Source organism: Microvirga puerhi (assembly GCF_020089865.1).
Taxonomy (GTDB): Bacteria; Pseudomonadota; Alphaproteobacteria; order Rhizobiales; family Beijerinckiaceae; genus Microvirga; species Microvirga puerhi.
The window spans coordinates 37,093-51,167 of the sequence record NZ_JAIRBM010000029.1 but is presented as its reverse complement, the minus strand read 5'-3'; the positions used below and the strand labels follow the sequence as shown (position 1 = coordinate 51,167).

Below are 14,075 nucleotides of genomic sequence, written 5' to 3'. Positions count from 1 at the left end.
TCGACGTGATGCAGGTCTCGGACATCACCAAGGTGGTCTCGCCCGATACCTTCGAGCGGCCGATCTATGCCGGCAACGCGATCCAGACGGTGCAGACCACCGATGCCAAGACGGTGCTCACGGTGCGGACCGCGGCCTTTCCTGCGGCGGCTGAGGGTGGCTCTGCCCCCATCGAGGCGGTCGGCCCGGCCGACGATCCCGGCCTGTCGCGGTTCAAGGGCGCGGAGATCGCCCAGACCGACCGGCCGGAGCTGACCTCGGCGAAGATCATCATCTCGGGCGGGCGCTCGCTGGGCTCGGCGGAGAACTTCGCCAAGTACATCGCGCCGCTGGCCGACCAGCTCGGGGCGGCGATGGGGGCTTCGCGGGCGGCGGTGGATGCGGGCTATGCGCCGAACGACTGGCAGGTCGGCCAGACCGGCAAGGTGGTGGCGCCGGATCTCTACATTGCGGTGGGGATTTCAGGGGCCATTCAGCACCTGGCGGGTATGAAGGATTCCAAGGTGATCGTGGCGATCAACAAGGACGAGGAGGCACCGATCTTCCAGGTCGCCGATTATGGTATCGTCGGTGACCTCTTCCAGATCTTGCCACAGCTCCAGGAAGAGTTGACCAAAGCCGGTCACTGAGTTCAGGAATGGAATAGGATCGGGCGCCGCCGCCCGGTCTCTTTTGACGGCACGGAAGGTGTCTGGGGCAGCAGGCAGATGGGTATCGAGATCAAAACGGTTGGCGTAATCGGCGCCGGTCAAATGGGCAACGGCATAGCCCACGTATGTTCGCTCGCAGGTTTCACGGTCCGGCTCCATGATCTCTCCGAAGAGCGGATCAATGCTGGACTCGCGACCATCAACGGCAACATGGCGCGCCAGGTCTCCAAGGAAGCGATCACCGATGCCGAGCGGCAGGGTGCTCTCAGCCGCATCATCCCGGCCCTGACCTACGACGATCTCGCCTCCTGCGATCTCGTGATCGAGGCGGCCACGGAGAACGAGGAGGTGAAGCGCAAGATCTTCACCAACCTTTGCCCATCCCTTCGCCCCGACACGATGATCGCGACCAACACCTCGTCGATCTCGATCACGCGGCTTGCTGCGGCGACAGATCGGCCGGAGCGCTTCATCGGCATTCATTTCATGAATCCGGTGCCGGTGATGCAGCTCGTCGAGCTGATCCGCGGCATCGCCACCGAAGATCCGACCTATGAATCCGCCAAGGAATTCATCGGCAAGCTCGGAAAGACCGTCACGGTCTCGGAGGATTTTCCGGCCTTCATCGTCAATCGCATTCTGCTGCCGATGATCAACGAGGCGATCTACACGCTCTACGAGGGTGTGGGTTCCGTCGATGCGATCGATACCGCGATGCGGCTCGGCGCCAACCATCCGATGGGCCCCTTGCAGCTCGCCGACTTCATCGGCCTCGATACCTGTCTCTCGGTCATGCAGGTCCTGCACGAAGGTTTGGCCGATTCGAAGTACCGCCCCTGCCCGCTTTTGGTGAAATATGTCGAGGCCGGGTGGCTCGGCCGCAAAGCCAAGCGCGGCTTCTACGATTATCGCGGCGAACGGCCCGTTCCTACCCGGTAGAGCTTTCCGAGCTTATCGTTACGCTTGTCTCTGGCGCTCGCCCCTTCCGGCTGCCATCATGTTCCGGTTCGTAAGCGTGGCGGTTCGATGCGTGGCAGATTTCGTTTGGCGACCAGGGCAATGGCTTATGTCGCGGCCCTCTTCCTTGGGACGCAGGTCCTTCTGGCGCAATCGACAGCGCCGGTACCGACCCCCGACCCGTTCTGGAACGTTCCCGATATCGGCTCCCTCCCCGATGACGACCATGGCCGTCTTGTGCGGCGCGGACGGGATCTGATCACCGCGACCTATGCGCATATCGGCCCCGAGGTGCCCGACCCGTCCAAGCGCTACGCGGGCAACAACCTCGCTTGCCGCAACTGCCATCTCGACGCCGGAGCCAAGAAGTTTGGCAATCCTCTTTGGGGACTGGAAGATCTTTTCCCTCAATATGGCTCCGAGGCCGGACGCCGGATCACTCTTAAAGACCGGCTCAATGCCTGCATGACCCGGAGCATGAACGGACGCCCTCTCCCGTTGGATGCGCCCGAGATGACAGCGATGGTCGCGTATATCGATTTCCTGTCACAGGGTGTAAAACCGGGCGAGGTTCTGACCGGATACGGCTCTGGTCGCATGGCGGAGCTCGACAGGCCAGCCGATCCGCGACGCGGCGAGACCATCTACCGGCAGACCTGCGCGATCTGCCACAATTCCGGCGGTCAGGGCCTTCGCCGGAGCCTGCCCGATACCGATCTCGGATACATGGTGCCGCCGCTCTGGGGACCCGACAGTTTCAACAACGCTGCCGGAATGAACCGTCTGACGACCATCGCGAACTTCATCCATGACAACATGCCGAACGGGACCAATTACCTGTTCCCTAGGCTGTCACCGGAGGAAGCATGGGACGTGGCCGCCTTCGTCGTCTCGCAGCCACGGCCGCAAAAGGCGGATACGGACAAGGATTACCCAGACCTGCTCCAGAAGCCGGTCGATACGCCCTACGGCCCCTATGCCGATGGGTTTAGCCGGGAGCAACATGTCTATGGGCCGTTCGGTCCGATCCGTGCCGAGCTGGCGCGCCTGAAGGCGGAGCGGGCCGTCTCCGGCCCTCGGCCTACAGGAAACGGCGGAACCAGTCGGTAAAAAGATACGGGCCGAAGCTCCAAACCCCGGCCCAGAGCCCTGCACCGATGCTGTTGGCGGCCACGAAATGGGGCCAGGGCATTCCCACGGAACCGGCCACGATGCCGTTGAGCTGCCGCAGCACCACGACGAAACGGGCCGTGAGCACCACCATGAAGCCCTTTTCGCGCGCCGTTTTTTCGAGGCTGTCCAGACGCTCAGGTGTCAGGTGGAGCAATCCACCGTAGCGCCGGAGCACGTATCGCCCGCCCCACCGTCCGATCAGGTAGCCGGTGCTGTCACCAAGAACCGCACCGCTCCATGCCGCCAGGAAGACGCTCGCAATGTGAAGATCGCCATGGGCCGCGAGCAGCGAAGCGGCGATCAGACCGCTCTCGCCAGGGAGAGGCAAGCCAAAGGATTCGCCATAAAGGATCAGAAAGAGGACAAGCGCCCCGTGAGCGGCGATGGCCGGCTGCAGCCAAGAAAGGCTCTCGTGAACGAGGTTCATGGGCCGCAACGCTTCCCTGAAAATCCGATAATACGTCGTGATTTCAATAACTTGGCCTGAGGCATCGATCTCACCGGGTCTTCGCAGGTTTCCTGTGGGTGCGTCATAGACGCCCTCGTCCAATGCTTCACAACAGCGTCACACTCTCTATAGTCATAATAGAACGGGATGCGGCTCTTCTTCATGGGGAGGTGATGTGACGATACACGTCCAGCCTGTTGTACGGCCGGAAGCTTGTCCGGCCCTCGTCCTCAATGCCGATTACCGGCCTTTGAGTTACTACCCCTTGTCCATCTGGTGTTGGCAGGATGCGATCAAGGCGGTCTTTCTCGATCGCGTCAACATCGTCTCGGAATACGACAAGGTCGTGCGAAGTCCGAGTTTCGAGATCCGACTTCCCTCGGTGATTTCTCTCAAGACCTACGTTAAACCTTCTCGGAATCCTGCCTTCACCCGCTTCAACGTCTTCCTCCGCGACCGCTTCACCTGCCAATATTGCGGCACTCATGAGGATCTGACCTTCGACCACGTGGTTCCCCGCTCAAAGGGCGGTCAGACGACCTGGGAGAATGTGGTTGCCGCCTGTGCCCCCTGTAACCTGAAGAAGGGGGATCGGATGCCACACGACGTGGAAATGTGGCCGCGACAAAGCCCCTTCGCTCCGACCCTCCACGACCTTCACTCCAACGGCCGTCTTTTCCCGCCGAACTATCTCCACGACAGCTGGCTCGACTACCTCTACTGGGACAGCGAATTGGAACCGTAGGTCAGGCCTTGCCTCTGTAGGCTGCCAATCCCGCCAGGGCGGCGAGCGCCACAGAGATCAGTGCATTCCATCCCGCCAGCGATATGCCAAGAAAGCGCCACGCCGCTTCCGTGCAGCTGACGACACGGATGTTTGAGAGCTGGCCGAGCAGATCTCCCACGTTGCCGGAGCTCGCCGCAGGTCCGCCGCCGCAATCGCTCGGGCCGAGCCAGAAGCCCCATTCGACGCCCGCGTGATAGGCACCCATGCCGGCGCTGACGACGAAAACGACGGCAAGGCACCACAACCCGATCCACATCCAACGCGGGGGCAGGAGCGCCGTGATAAGGGCGAGCGGGATGCCGAGATAATATGGGTTGCGCTGTTCAAGACAGAGCTTGCAGGGTTGATAGCCCCACACATGCTGGAAGATAAGCGCTCCGCCCACGGTTGCTGTCGCCGCCACGGCGACGGCAAGCGCCGCCTGCCGCATCGTCAGACGAAAACGCATCTCTCTCTCTCCTCAGAACAGATATCGGAACGCCACGAACCCGCCGATGAAGGCCGCGATCGCCAGGAAAGCCACCAGATTGAAATGGCGGTCTATCACAGACTTGATCGTCGGTCCGAAACGACTCATCAGCAGCGCGATCACAAAGAAGCGCGCGCCGCGGGTCAACGCCGACAGCAGGATGAACCAGCCGAGGCTGTAACCGGCGAATCCGGACGTGATCGTGACGAGCTTGTAGGGGATCGGCGTCAGGCCCTTGAGGAGAATCACCCAGTGGCCGTATTGGGCATAGCCGTGCCGGAACGCCTCCGCCCCATCGGTCAGGCCATAGAGCTGGAAAAGCCAGGCACCGAGGGAATCATAGAGCAAGAGCCCGATGAAATAGCCCAGGATGCCGCCGAGCACCGAAGCGATCGTGCAGACCAGGGCGTAGGACCATGCCTTGTCCGGCCGTGCCAGCATCATCGGCACCAGCATGACGTCCGGCGGCACGGGAAAGAAAGAGCTTTCCGCGAACGACACGGCCGCCAGGGCATAGGGAGCCGAAGGCTTGCCCGCGAGAGAAAGGGTCCAATCGTAGAGGCGTCTGAGCATGGTCATCCGGCGGCTGGAAGAGGTCGAGGCCTTGGAGCCCTGACCCTTTGAGCACAAGCCGGGTTCGCTGGCGAGAGGTCTCCGATGCCGCGGCAAGAGCTCAACAGGTTCAAGGCCGCGATTGACCGCCCTTCCCGGCCCGTGTTACTCGGCTCTCCGCGTTGCCCCTGTGGCGGAATTGGTAGACGCGCTCGACTCAAAATCGAGTTCCGCAAGGAGTGCTGGTTCGATCCCGGCCAGGGGCACCACGCCGTTTGAAGCGGCTTTCCAAAATCCCTGCGAATCAAATGCTCTCTTTGAAACTACCCTCCGCAGGCTTCCCGAGGTGTCTTCGCTCGGCCTCGCCGTGAAACGTCGCGAAATCTCAAGGACGTGAACATGATATGGGCGATCTTTCGTCCCGTCTCGGGCGACGCGGATCCATTCATCTCTTGAAGAAGACATCGGGCCGATCCTGAGCGTCGAATCCACGCTCAAGATCGATGCCTTAGCCGCAAGATCGAGGCGCACCGGGGAAATCATCCGGTTGGCAGAGTTGTCGGCCGGCCTCCGTTGTTGAGAGTCCGCATTTCATTGATGAAATCCGCCGGATACGACAGCGTTGACGACGGGGTCTTGAGCCCCATGAACTTTGCAATGTCGGCGACAAATGCGTTGCAGTTGTAAAGGACAGCGTGCCACATCGGCGAATTGGCCTGCAAATCAGCAATGAAGGCCGTAACCTTGCGGTATTCGGCTTCGCTCAGGGGCACCCGATAACGGGCAGAGACGTATCGCTCCTCAAGGTCGCCGTCGCTCGCCCCGGTTTCTGACGGCACGAGAAAAACATGGCCAATCATCCAAGGAACGGGGCTGTCCCCGGCGGGATGGAGGCCGGCAACCCTGCTTTCGACAATCTTGCCCTGCCCATTCAGCCGACCGAATGTCGCGTATGTGTGGCCATAGCTCAAAGCCTGCCGCGCCCGGAACTCGATAAAATACTGCGTGCCGGCATGTTGAGCCTTTTGTGCCGTGGCGGAAACATCGTAGCGAGAACTGGCCGTTGCGGCCGTGGACATCGAGAGCACTAACAGGGTGGCGAGCAAGCCCGCACTCATGCGGTTCTGAGAAAAGATTTTCACCATCAACTCCTGGCAGTTATTCGCCCCCGTTTCGGATCGTTACGGTCGGCACTGCATGCCAAGCATCTGAAAATCATCACATTCTAGATTCTAGGCCGAGGAAATCATTTCGTCACAGGTTTGGAAGGGCCAGCGCGTCCGGCCCCTCCTGGATCCCCAAGGATATCAACCCTTTCGGACCAACGGAGCCGCCGGGGCCGGCGCAGGCGGCGGAGCCTTGCCCCATCCATATCCCGGAGCTTTGCCAACACAAGCGGCCATCCCGAACGCGACGACAGTCAGCGCGGCAGCGAACGCAATTTTTCTAGCAATCACCATGCAAACACCCCTCCTGTTGTACGGAGGAAGCGTAAATTTACTTGGGACCATTTGCCAACTGCCCTAAAGATTTGGGATTTTCTTGCCAGCAAAGTGTTGCCTTACGCTGCGTTATGCCCAGTTTAGTCGAGCTGGCCACTACTGATCGAAAATTGCCCTCAATCGCCCAGTTTCTTGCCAATCAATGCCGCTCCGCACGCGTTGACGCTCCGCGAATCACTGCGAATCAACGACGATTTGTCAGAGAATCCAGGGAACGAGTCGCGCCGTGCGGGCCATGTAGGCACGATACTGATCGCCAAAAGTATCGAGCATCAGGCGCTCTTCCTGGCCGACGCGGAAGAAATACAAGGTGCCGAATCCAATCATGCCGGAAAAGCCCGCCACCCAATTAGGGAGCAGCAGCGCTTGCGCGAGAGCCCACATCCAAAAGGCCGTGTACATGGGATGGCGGACGCGTTCGTAGACGCCTTCAGTCACGAGCTTGTGGCGCTCTCGGACCTCCAACGTCACTGACCAGTTACGCCCGAGCGCCCGATGCGTCAGATAGAACATGATCAGGGAGCCGATCGCCAGCAGAATACCCATACCGGCGACAGCTGGCTGGAACGGATGGCTCGCAATACGGGGAAAGCCCGTAACAACATAGATGAACGGAAGGATGCCGAGGCCTGTGAGCGAGATGAGCAACAGCACGATTTCCCTCATGCCCCGCGCACTCCGGGAGATCGGCGTACGCCGGGAGCGTCGAGCATGCGGAACACGGATAACGTACCAGCCGGCCGCGAGGAAAACGAAGACCGCCTTGGCGATGGTAGGCGTGATCAATGGGCAGCCCTTTCTGCACGCTCAAGAAAGGATGCCTCGCCGGAATTGATATCGAGAAGGCACCCGTCCGACCCAATAGCCGACATTGCGCCGGTCGGGGAATGGATCTGCACGGCTGCGGGCAGCGGACCGCACAGGAACATGAAATAATCGTACGATGTCCGGCAATCGTTTGCTCGGACGAACTGGCAATGCACGCGGAAGAAGTTGCGCCGGATACGTCTGTAGGCCGCGGGTTCAAGCATGCGCCTGATGCGCACCACGCGAACCACGGGAGACCTCTCAGTGGCCAGCCCAAGGCATGCGACCGGGTTTGTCTTGTAGAAATTCATGACATCGGTAAGGGCCTGGTACTCGCCCCAGACCACCCCTTCGGCATTCGCCACACGCTGAAGAGCGGCGCGAAAACGGCTCGCTCCCCGGTGCAGCCCGATCTTGAGGATTGAGGATCCGACCGACAACAGGACCACGCGCGTGTCGCTTCGACCGAGCGCGGGATAAAGCGACAAGGCTCGATCGAGAATATCGACAGCAAGCACCGCTCCGAGGCTATGCCCGACCAGGACGATCTCCTCAGCCCTCAGGTCCCTTGCCGCTGCAACGACCTCGTGCGCTATGCGTTCAAGGCGACGATCAAGGACAGGATCGAGCGCCTTGATATAGGCCCGCGAAAAATTCCAATCATCGAAAAGCAGCGGCAGGTGCAGCCAGCGCCCCGGCCAATGGATCAAGCCTGCGAAGGCCGCAACGCCGACAAGGATTCCAGCCGAAGCAACACCACTCACGCGCCCGACGAACACTCCGACAAGTACCGCTACGGCAACCAAGACCGCGAGCAAGACCACCGGATAAAGGAAGAAACCTGCATAACGCCAGTTGGTGCGCAGATACGCACCGAGCGCCCCCCCGGCGAGGAAATCGGTAAAGGCGTGAACGCCACGCGGAATCCTTCGCCACAACGATCCACGTTCCGACGATTCGATCAGGTCGTCCCAGCGGACCAAACGATAGTCGGTTTTCACCCGCCAATTCGGGCCCTCCGTCAGGAGGTTCCAGCGCGCCTCGTCAGCCGTAATGATTGGCTCAGACGCGACGGCTTTTACTGACCAGGTCGCCTCGAAACGACGCAACTCTTGCACGAAGCGTCGATGTACGCGCTCTGGCGATCGGGGATCATAACCGCCGACATGGAAAACCAGCCTTGTCGACGTGACCCTATCCGCCATTCGCATCCAGCTTTCGACTTTCTTAGGCGCCCCAACATAACTTGTAGTCGATGGTTAAAATGCCCGCCATACGTTTTGGGCGCCTCCCCTCTAGATCACAGTGGGTTTCTCGCAGTCGGGATGCTGCTCTACATGAGCCACGACAAGCAACTGCGGGAATGGGACTACATACTTGGTAGTCATCGACGAATTTCTTCTCATTTTATCGAAACGGGAGTTCCGAAGTCTGCTCGATGGGCGGTCATGGGCACTACAATTATCTCGGCGCCCACTGCCGAAGCTTATCGCGCCCAACTGGAGGGCGATGCAAATGCGGCAAATATCTCGCTTGATGGGGTTTCATCAGTTTCATCAAAAATCTGCTGAGAATCCTGCGGGAAGCACCACGACATAGGCACAAGGTGGCCACACCGCCCTTGGGATATTTCGTCCACAGATTGGAAGACGACCTGGGCGATGGTTACGCCGCTCACCGCCCTGCGCTACCTGCCTCCAAGTGGCGGAAGACGCCGACCACGTTCTCGTAGACCGGCCGCTTGAAGGGTATGATCAGTTCGGGAAGGAGACGCATCTCTTCCCAGCGCCATTCATCGAATTCGGGGCGATGATGGCCGCCGCCCGGATGCTGGACCTCGATTTCGCTCTCATCGCCCTCGAACCGGAACGCGAACCATTTCTGCGTCTGGCCGCGATAGCGTCCACGCCAAGCGCGACCGGCGACCATGGACGGCAGGTCGTAGGAATACCATTCGGGGGCCTCCGCCAGAAGCTTGACGGACCGAACGTTCGTCTCCTCGTAGAGCTCCCTCAGGGCAGCCTGATAGGGCTCCTCGCCGGGATCGATGCCTCCCTGCGGCATCTGCCAGGCATAGCCGTCGGACACGTGGTCCCCGCCCCCCTCGGACCTTCGACGGCCGATGAAAACTTGGCCTTGTCGATTGAGAAGCATGACGCCGACACAGGCACGATAGGGAAGATCTGTCCTGGCCTGCTGTCCTCTCGCGCCTCTCATCAGATCTGACCTCCCGTTCGCAGATGCTCGTGCCCCACACCAAGCCATCCTGTTATGATCGCGGGATGCGTGTGTTGGTTCCGAAGCAGGCTGCAAGAGTGCCGTGGCGTTTCGTCAGGCACAAGCCTTTCTGTGCGCTCATGCATCGACCAAAAGAAAGACCCGGCGGTTCCTCACCGCCGGGCCCTGTTTTCGGATCGTCTGTAACAACGATTCAGTTCGGCACGTTGGTCGTGTTGGCAGCGCCCTTGCGCACCCCGTGCAGGAAGTCATAGGCGGCAGTGAGCTGCTTGTCCTTTGCCGGATCCGGCGGGACATAGGCCGAAGACCCGCCGCGCTCGTCCTTCTCGCCGCCATTCATGAGGTGACCACGCAGACCGGCTTCGCCCTTGGTCTCATCCTTGCCCTTCAGCTCGTCCGGGATGTCCTGTGTGACCTCCTGGTCCGGCTCGATTCCCTTCGCCTGAATCGAGCGGCCGGACGGCGTGTAGTAACGTGCCGTCGTCAGGCGCACGGCACCGTTGCCACCGAGCGGGATAATGGTCTGCACGGAGCCTTTGCCGAAGGAGCGGGTTCCGAGCACCGTCGCGCGCTTGTGATCCTGCAGAGCACCGGCGACGATTTCCGAAGCGGAAGCGGAGCCGCCATTCACGAGCACCACGAGCGGCTTACCCTTCGTCAGGTCACCACCCTTGGCCGTGAAGCGCTGCGTATCCTCCGGGTTGCGGCTACGGGTCGAGACGATCTCGCCGCGATCCAGGAACGCATCGGAGACCATGATCGCCTGATCGAGGAGACCACCCGGATTGTTGCGCAGATCGATGACGAAACCGGTGAGCTTGTCGGCTCCGATATCGCTCGTCAGCTTCTCGATACCGGCGCGGAGACCCTCGTAGGTCTGCTCATTGAACTGGGTGATGCGCAGAACACCGATATCGCCCTCGGCACGCGCCCGCACCGGCCGAACCTTGATCGTCTCGCGGGTGAGCTTCACCTCGATCGGATCCTTCGCTTCCTTGCGCTGGATCTTCAGCGTCACGGACGAGTTGATGGGGCCGCGCATCTTATCCACGGCCTGGTTCAGGTTAAGGCCCTGGACCTGCTCACCATTGATCTGGGTAATGATGTCGTTGGCCAGGATACCGGCCCGGGATGCCGGGGTTTCGTCGATCGGAGCCACGACCTTCACGAGGCCGTCCTCCATGGTGACCTCGATGCCGAGGCCACCGAACTCGCCGCGGGTCTGGACCTGCATGTCACGGAAGCTCTTCGCATCCATGTAGCTGGAATGCGGGTCCAGTGAGGTCAGCATGCCATTGATCGCCGACTCGACCAGCTTCGATTCATCCGGCTTTTCGACATAGTCGGTCCGGATCTTCTCGAAGACATCGCCGAAGAGGCTCAGCTGCCGGTATGTATCCGCGGAGGCGGCAATCGCACTCGTCGAGGACAGCAAGCTGGTCTGCGACACCGCCGACATGCCGCCGGCGCCTATCACCGCACCTAGAATTAAAAGGGACACTTTGCGCATTATCCGCGAACCTTCTCGCCTTGCGATTTCGCCCACCATGGACCTGGATCGATCGAACCGCCGTCTTTCCTAAACTCTACATAGAGAATCGGATTGTTCTTTTCTATGGCACCGCCCGCCAAGGAAATGAGAGAGGTGTCTCCCATCGCGGCAACCGGTTCTCCAGCGAGCACGAACTGCCCGACGTCGACATTGATCTGGTCCATTCCGGCCAGGAGCAAATAATACCCCCCGCCGGCATTGATGATCAAGAGTCGCCCATAAGACCGGAACGGTCCGGCAAAGGCAACCCAGCCGTCCGCCGGTGATACGATAGATGCCTTCTGACGGGTCGTGATCGAAATGCCGCGCGTCGTTCCGCCATAGCCGTCGGAAATGCCGAATTCCTGCACGACATCGCCGCTGACAGGCCTTGGAAGCAGGCCTTTTGCGGCAGAAAACGGGACTTTCGGAGCAAGGCGCGCCGGATCCTGGAAAGCGGCCTGGGCGAACCGGGACCGGGCTTCTTTCTCCTGAGCTTCCGCAGCCTTGCGGGCCTCCTCGGCGGCCCGCTGGGCGCCGGAGATTTCCTTTTCCATACGGTCGATCAACTCTTTGAGAGTGCCGGCCTGTTGAGCCAGATTGGCGGCCCTTTCCTTCTCGGCCCCCATGCTTTTCTCCGCCTCGGCCAGGCGCTTCTGCCGGGCATCGACAAGGGCGGTGAGGCGCTCCTGCTCGGTATTGAGGGCTTTTAGCTCCCCGCTGAGGGTCGTACGGTCGGTGGTGATGGCGTTCTTCAGGCGGACAAGCTCTCCGAGATCGCTTACGAGGGTCTCGGCCTCCGCGCGCAGCTCCGGCAGCACGGCCCCGAGCAGAATCGAGGCACGGACCGCCTCGAGCATGTCCTCCGGGCGGACGAGGACCGCCGGCGGCGGCCGACGTCCCATCCGCTGGAGAGCCGCGAACACCTCGACGATAATGCCGCGGCGGCTTTCCAGGGACCGTCGGGTCGCTGCTTCGCTTGACGTCAGGTCCTGAAGGCGCTGCTCCAGGTCCCGAATGCGGTCCTCCGTCGCACGGACGCGACCCGCCGTATCGATCAAGGCCGCGTTGAGTTTCGCCCGATCAGCTCCGATTGCCGCGACCTCAGTCTCCAGCCTCCGTCGCGCCTCGGCGCTCGCCGCCATCGCCTCTTCGAGAACCTTCAGGTCCTTTTCGCGCTGATTCTTTTGCTCGACCGTTTCGGGGGGAACGGCCGGTGCAGTCGGCGCAGGCGGCTGCGCCTGCTGAGCCTGGACAGCTCCCAGCGCGAGAAACATCGAACATACTGCAAGGCCGAGAGCCTTGCGCGGGAGCGGAGACGGAAAGCGGATCATCCCTTACGTATCGTCGTGGCCGGCACGATGATAAGGGTGACCGGCGATGATTGTCAGCGCTCTATAAAGCTGCTCGGCCACAAGTGCCCGCACAATCTGATGCGGCATGGTGAGTGCCCCGAAGGACACCACCGATTTGGCTTTTCTGAGAATCTGAGGATCGAGCCCGTCCGGCCCGCCAATCACACAGGCGACCCCCGGAGCCCCCTCGTCCCGCCATTGTCTGATTCGCTCCGCGAATGCCTCGCTCGGCGGACTCTTGCCACGTTCGTCGAAGGCGATGAGAAAAGCTTGGCCAGCCCTTTCCAGAAGCGCCGCCGCCTCCTCGGACCTGCGGTCGTCATCGCGACGCGCCCGGCTTTCCGGAAGCTCGACCATATCGAGACCGGTTATGCCGAGGCTGCGGCCCATCGCCTCGATCCGCTGTCTATAGCGCTCGACCAGCTCCCGCTCGGGGCCACTCTTGAGTCGGCCCACGGCCAGCAAGCTCAACCGCAACGCTTGTGTTTCCCGTCAGCTGGCGCGGTCTTGCGGACGGTCGGCGCCCCACATCTTCTCGAGGTTGTAGAAGCTACGAACCTCCGGACGGAAAATGTGAACCAGGATGTCGCCGGCATCGATCAGCACCCAGTCGCAGGCGGGCAGCCCCTCGACGCGTGCGTTCCCGAAGCCCTTGTCCTTGAGATCCTTGACCAAGCGATCGGCGATCGCGCCCACATGACGCTGGGAACGTCCCGATGTGATGATCATGGTGTCTGCAAGCGAGGTTTTGCCGGCAAGGTCGATCTCGACCGTATTCTCGGCTTTCATATCCTCGAGGCTGGCCAATGCGACGGCCTGAATGTCCTCACCCTGCGGAGCCTCCGCTCCGGAGAGAAGGGGAAGCGGATTCAGTTCCGCTTCAAACGAAGATAGTCGGTTCAGGTTCAAACCCTTTCAACCAGCGCCACATCATGCGCCGTGACTCTAAGATAATGTCGAACGGCACTCTTTTTCAACGTCCCCCGACGGGAGAAGTTCGTCGCAAACGGCGAAGGTCAGTGGAGGAAAGGAAGGAGCGCGGGCCATGCAGGAAGACCCAGGCCGGCGGAGCAAGATCAGCCAAGGCTGCAGCCGCGCTCTCCGGAATGCGGGCCTTCGACAGAGCGAGCGCCGCCCGGGAGTTCATGGCCTTCAAAGTCCAGCGTGGCCGGTCGATCACGGCCATCGGCATCATCCCGGCAATCCGCTGCCAGCCACGCCAGCGATGGAAACTGGCCAAATTGTCCGCTCCCATGATCCAGACGAAGCGGACGCCAGGATGCCGGCGTGTCAGATAGGTCAGCGTATCGATGGTGTAGCGGGCCCCAATCGCCTCTTCGAAGACGGTGACGTCGATGCGGGGATGATTGGCGATGCGCCGCGCCTCCTGCGCCCGCTCGGCCGTCGAGGCCAGTTCTCCCGGGTCCTTCAGCGGATTGCCCGGCGTGACGATCCACCAGACCCGATCGAGCCCCAGGCGCTTGAGCGCCAGCATGCTGACGAGCCGATGGCCCCCGTGGGCTGGGTTGAAAGACCCGCCATAGAGCCCGATCCGCATCCCTGGCGCGGCATAGGGCAGACGGGCGAGACCTGACGGCCTCAAGCG

17 protein-coding genes and 1 tRNA gene are annotated in these 14,075 nt (G+C 61.2%); 6 read left to right on the top strand and 12 right to left on the bottom strand.

The window, feature by feature from the left end; genetic code table 11:
• The 3 genes from K9B37_RS23450 to K9B37_RS23440 all read left to right on the top strand — a co-directional run.
• Positions 1-629 (top strand): electron transfer flavoprotein subunit alpha/FixB family protein (locus K9B37_RS23450; RefSeq protein ID WP_224316070.1); only part of this gene is annotated, 629 nt, incomplete at its 5' end.
• Positions 630-707: 78 nt separating this feature from the next.
• Positions 708-1,589, top strand: a complete 882-nt coding sequence (locus tag K9B37_RS23445) for a 3-hydroxybutyryl-CoA dehydrogenase (RefSeq protein ID WP_224316068.1) — start codon at positions 708-710, stop codon at positions 1,587-1,589.
• Positions 1,590-1,709: 120 nt separating this feature from the next.
• The gene (locus K9B37_RS23440) at positions 1,710-2,717 is read left to right on the top strand and encodes a c-type cytochrome (protein WP_224316066.1); all 1,008 of its coding nucleotides are present in this window, start codon (positions 1,710-1,712) and stop codon (positions 2,715-2,717) included.
• On the opposite strand, the gene K9B37_RS23435 is transcribed toward K9B37_RS23440, so the two are convergent.
• Positions 2,689-3,207 (bottom strand): DedA family protein, encoded by a 519-nt coding sequence (locus tag K9B37_RS23435; protein ID WP_224316064.1) that lies wholly within the window; start codon positions 3,205-3,207, stop codon positions 2,689-2,691. The genes K9B37_RS23440 and K9B37_RS23435 overlap by 29 nt on opposite strands.
• Before the next feature lie 196 nt (positions 3,208-3,403).
• Here K9B37_RS23435 and K9B37_RS23430 point away from each other — a divergent pair, with 196 nt between their 5' ends.
• On the top strand, positions 3,404-3,973 hold the full coding sequence (locus K9B37_RS23430) for an HNH endonuclease (protein WP_224316062.1): 570 nt from the start codon (positions 3,404-3,406) through the stop codon (positions 3,971-3,973).
• Between the two features lies 1 nt (position 3,974).
• Here the strand turns inward: K9B37_RS23430 and K9B37_RS23425 are convergent, their stop codons facing one another.
• Complete coding sequence (locus K9B37_RS23425) at positions 3,975-4,463, bottom strand: disulfide bond formation protein B (RefSeq protein ID WP_224316060.1); 489 nt, start codon at positions 4,461-4,463, stop codon at positions 3,975-3,977.
• Between the two features lie 12 nt (positions 4,464-4,475).
• Positions 4,476-5,057 carry a YqaA family protein gene (locus tag K9B37_RS23420; RefSeq protein ID WP_224316059.1) on the bottom strand — a complete coding sequence of 194 codons (582 nt, stop codon included), beginning with the start codon at positions 5,055-5,057 and terminating at the stop codon, positions 4,476-4,478.
• A gap of 163 nt (positions 5,058-5,220) precedes the next feature.
• Here K9B37_RS23420 and K9B37_RS23415 point away from each other — a divergent pair.
• Positions 5,221-5,305: transfer RNA gene (locus tag K9B37_RS23415), tRNA-Leu, on the top strand.
• Positions 5,306-5,575: 270 nt separating this feature from the next.
• On the opposite strand, the gene K9B37_RS23410 is transcribed toward K9B37_RS23415, so the two are convergent.
• From K9B37_RS23410 to K9B37_RS23400, 3 genes are all read right to left on the bottom strand, one after another.
• Complete coding sequence (locus K9B37_RS23410; protein WP_224316057.1) at positions 5,576-6,181, bottom strand: hypothetical protein; 606 nt, start codon at positions 6,179-6,181, stop codon at positions 5,576-5,578.
• 555 nt (positions 6,182-6,736) lie between these two features.
• Positions 6,737-7,321 carry a protein-S-isoprenylcysteine O-methyltransferase gene (locus K9B37_RS23405; protein WP_224316075.1) on the bottom strand — a complete coding sequence of 195 codons (585 nt, stop codon included), beginning with the start codon at positions 7,319-7,321 and terminating at the stop codon, positions 6,737-6,739.
• Positions 7,321-8,550 (bottom strand): RBBP9/YdeN family alpha/beta hydrolase, encoded by a 1,230-nt coding sequence (locus tag K9B37_RS23400; protein WP_224316055.1) that lies wholly within the window; start codon positions 8,548-8,550, stop codon positions 7,321-7,323. The genes K9B37_RS23405 and K9B37_RS23400 overlap by 1 nt, the downstream gene beginning before the upstream one ends.
• Before the next feature lie 132 nt (positions 8,551-8,682).
• On the opposite strand from K9B37_RS23400, the gene K9B37_RS23395 reads away from it, so the two are divergent.
• The gene (locus tag K9B37_RS23395; RefSeq protein WP_224316053.1) at positions 8,683-8,916 is read left to right on the top strand and encodes a hypothetical protein; all 234 of its coding nucleotides are present in this window, start codon (positions 8,683-8,685) and stop codon (positions 8,914-8,916) included.
• Between the two features lie 103 nt (positions 8,917-9,019).
• On the opposite strand, the gene K9B37_RS23390 is transcribed toward K9B37_RS23395, so the two are convergent.
• The 6 genes from K9B37_RS23390 to K9B37_RS23365 all read right to left on the bottom strand — a co-directional run bounded on the left by K9B37_RS23390 (position 9,020) and on the right by K9B37_RS23365 (position 14,072).
• Positions 9,020-9,562: an RNA pyrophosphohydrolase gene (locus K9B37_RS23390; RefSeq protein ID WP_224316051.1), complete on the bottom strand. Its 543-nt coding sequence runs from the start codon at positions 9,560-9,562 to the stop codon at positions 9,020-9,022.
• 214 nt (positions 9,563-9,776) lie between these two features.
• The gene (locus K9B37_RS23385) at positions 9,777-11,093 is read right to left on the bottom strand and encodes a S41 family peptidase (protein WP_224316049.1); all 1,317 of its coding nucleotides are present in this window, start codon (positions 11,091-11,093) and stop codon (positions 9,777-9,779) included.
• Positions 11,093-12,448, bottom strand: a complete 1,356-nt coding sequence (locus K9B37_RS23380) for a murein hydrolase activator EnvC family protein (protein ID WP_224316047.1) — start codon at positions 12,446-12,448, stop codon at positions 11,093-11,095. Before K9B37_RS23380 ends, K9B37_RS23385 begins: the two co-directional genes overlap by 1 nt.
• Positions 12,449-12,451: 3 nt before the next feature.
• Entirely contained in the window at positions 12,452-12,946 is a 495-nt protein-coding gene (rlmH, locus tag K9B37_RS23375) for a 23S rRNA (pseudouridine(1915)-N(3))-methyltransferase RlmH (protein WP_224316045.1), read from the bottom strand.
• Between the two features lie 15 nt (positions 12,947-12,961).
• Positions 12,962-13,291, bottom strand: a complete 330-nt coding sequence (gene rsfS / locus K9B37_RS23370; protein ID WP_224316073.1) for a ribosome silencing factor — start codon at positions 13,289-13,291, stop codon at positions 12,962-12,964.
• A 151-nt stretch (positions 13,292-13,442) separates the two neighbouring features.
• The gene (locus K9B37_RS23365; protein ID WP_224316043.1) at positions 13,443-14,072 is read right to left on the bottom strand and encodes a nicotinate-nucleotide adenylyltransferase; all 630 of its coding nucleotides are present in this window, start codon (positions 14,070-14,072) and stop codon (positions 13,443-13,445) included.
• Positions 14,073-14,075 lie beyond the last annotated feature (3 nt).

Bases quoted from the DNA above. Each gene is read 5' to 3' on its own strand.
- K9B37_RS23445 (WP_224316068.1), top strand. From the start codon at position 708: ATGGGTATCGAGATCAAAACGGTTGGCGTAATCGGCGCCGGTCAAATG.
- K9B37_RS23440 (WP_224316066.1), top strand. From the start codon at position 1,710: ATGGCTTATGTCGCGGCCCTCTTCCTTGGGACGCAGGTCCTTCTGGCG.
- K9B37_RS23435 (WP_224316064.1), bottom strand. From the start codon at position 3,207: ATGAACCTCGTTCACGAGAGCCTTTCTTGGCTGCAGCCGGCCATCGCC.
- K9B37_RS23425 (WP_224316060.1), bottom strand. From the start codon at position 4,463: ATGCGTTTTCGTCTGACGATGCGGCAGGCGGCGCTTGCCGTCGCCGTG.
- K9B37_RS23420 (WP_224316059.1), bottom strand. From the start codon at position 5,057: ATGCTCAGACGCCTCTACGATTGGACCCTTTCTCTCGCGGGCAAGCCT.
- K9B37_RS23410 (WP_224316057.1), bottom strand. From the start codon at position 6,181: ATGGTGAAAATCTTTTCTCAGAACCGCATGAGTGCGGGCTTGCTCGCC.
- K9B37_RS23400 (WP_224316055.1), bottom strand. From the start codon at position 8,550: ATGGCGGATAGGGTCACGTCGACAAGGCTGGTTTTCCATGTCGGCGGT.
- K9B37_RS23395 (WP_224316053.1), top strand. From the start codon at position 8,683: ATGAGCCACGACAAGCAACTGCGGGAATGGGACTACATACTTGGTAGT.
- K9B37_RS23390 (WP_224316051.1), bottom strand. From the start codon at position 9,562: ATGAGAGGCGCGAGAGGACAGCAGGCCAGGACAGATCTTCCCTATCGT.
- K9B37_RS23385 (WP_224316049.1), bottom strand. From the start codon at position 11,093: ATGCGCAAAGTGTCCCTTTTAATTCTAGGTGCGGTGATAGGCGCCGGC.
- K9B37_RS23380 (WP_224316047.1), bottom strand. From the start codon at position 12,448: ATGATCCGCTTTCCGTCTCCGCTCCCGCGCAAGGCTCTCGGCCTTGCA.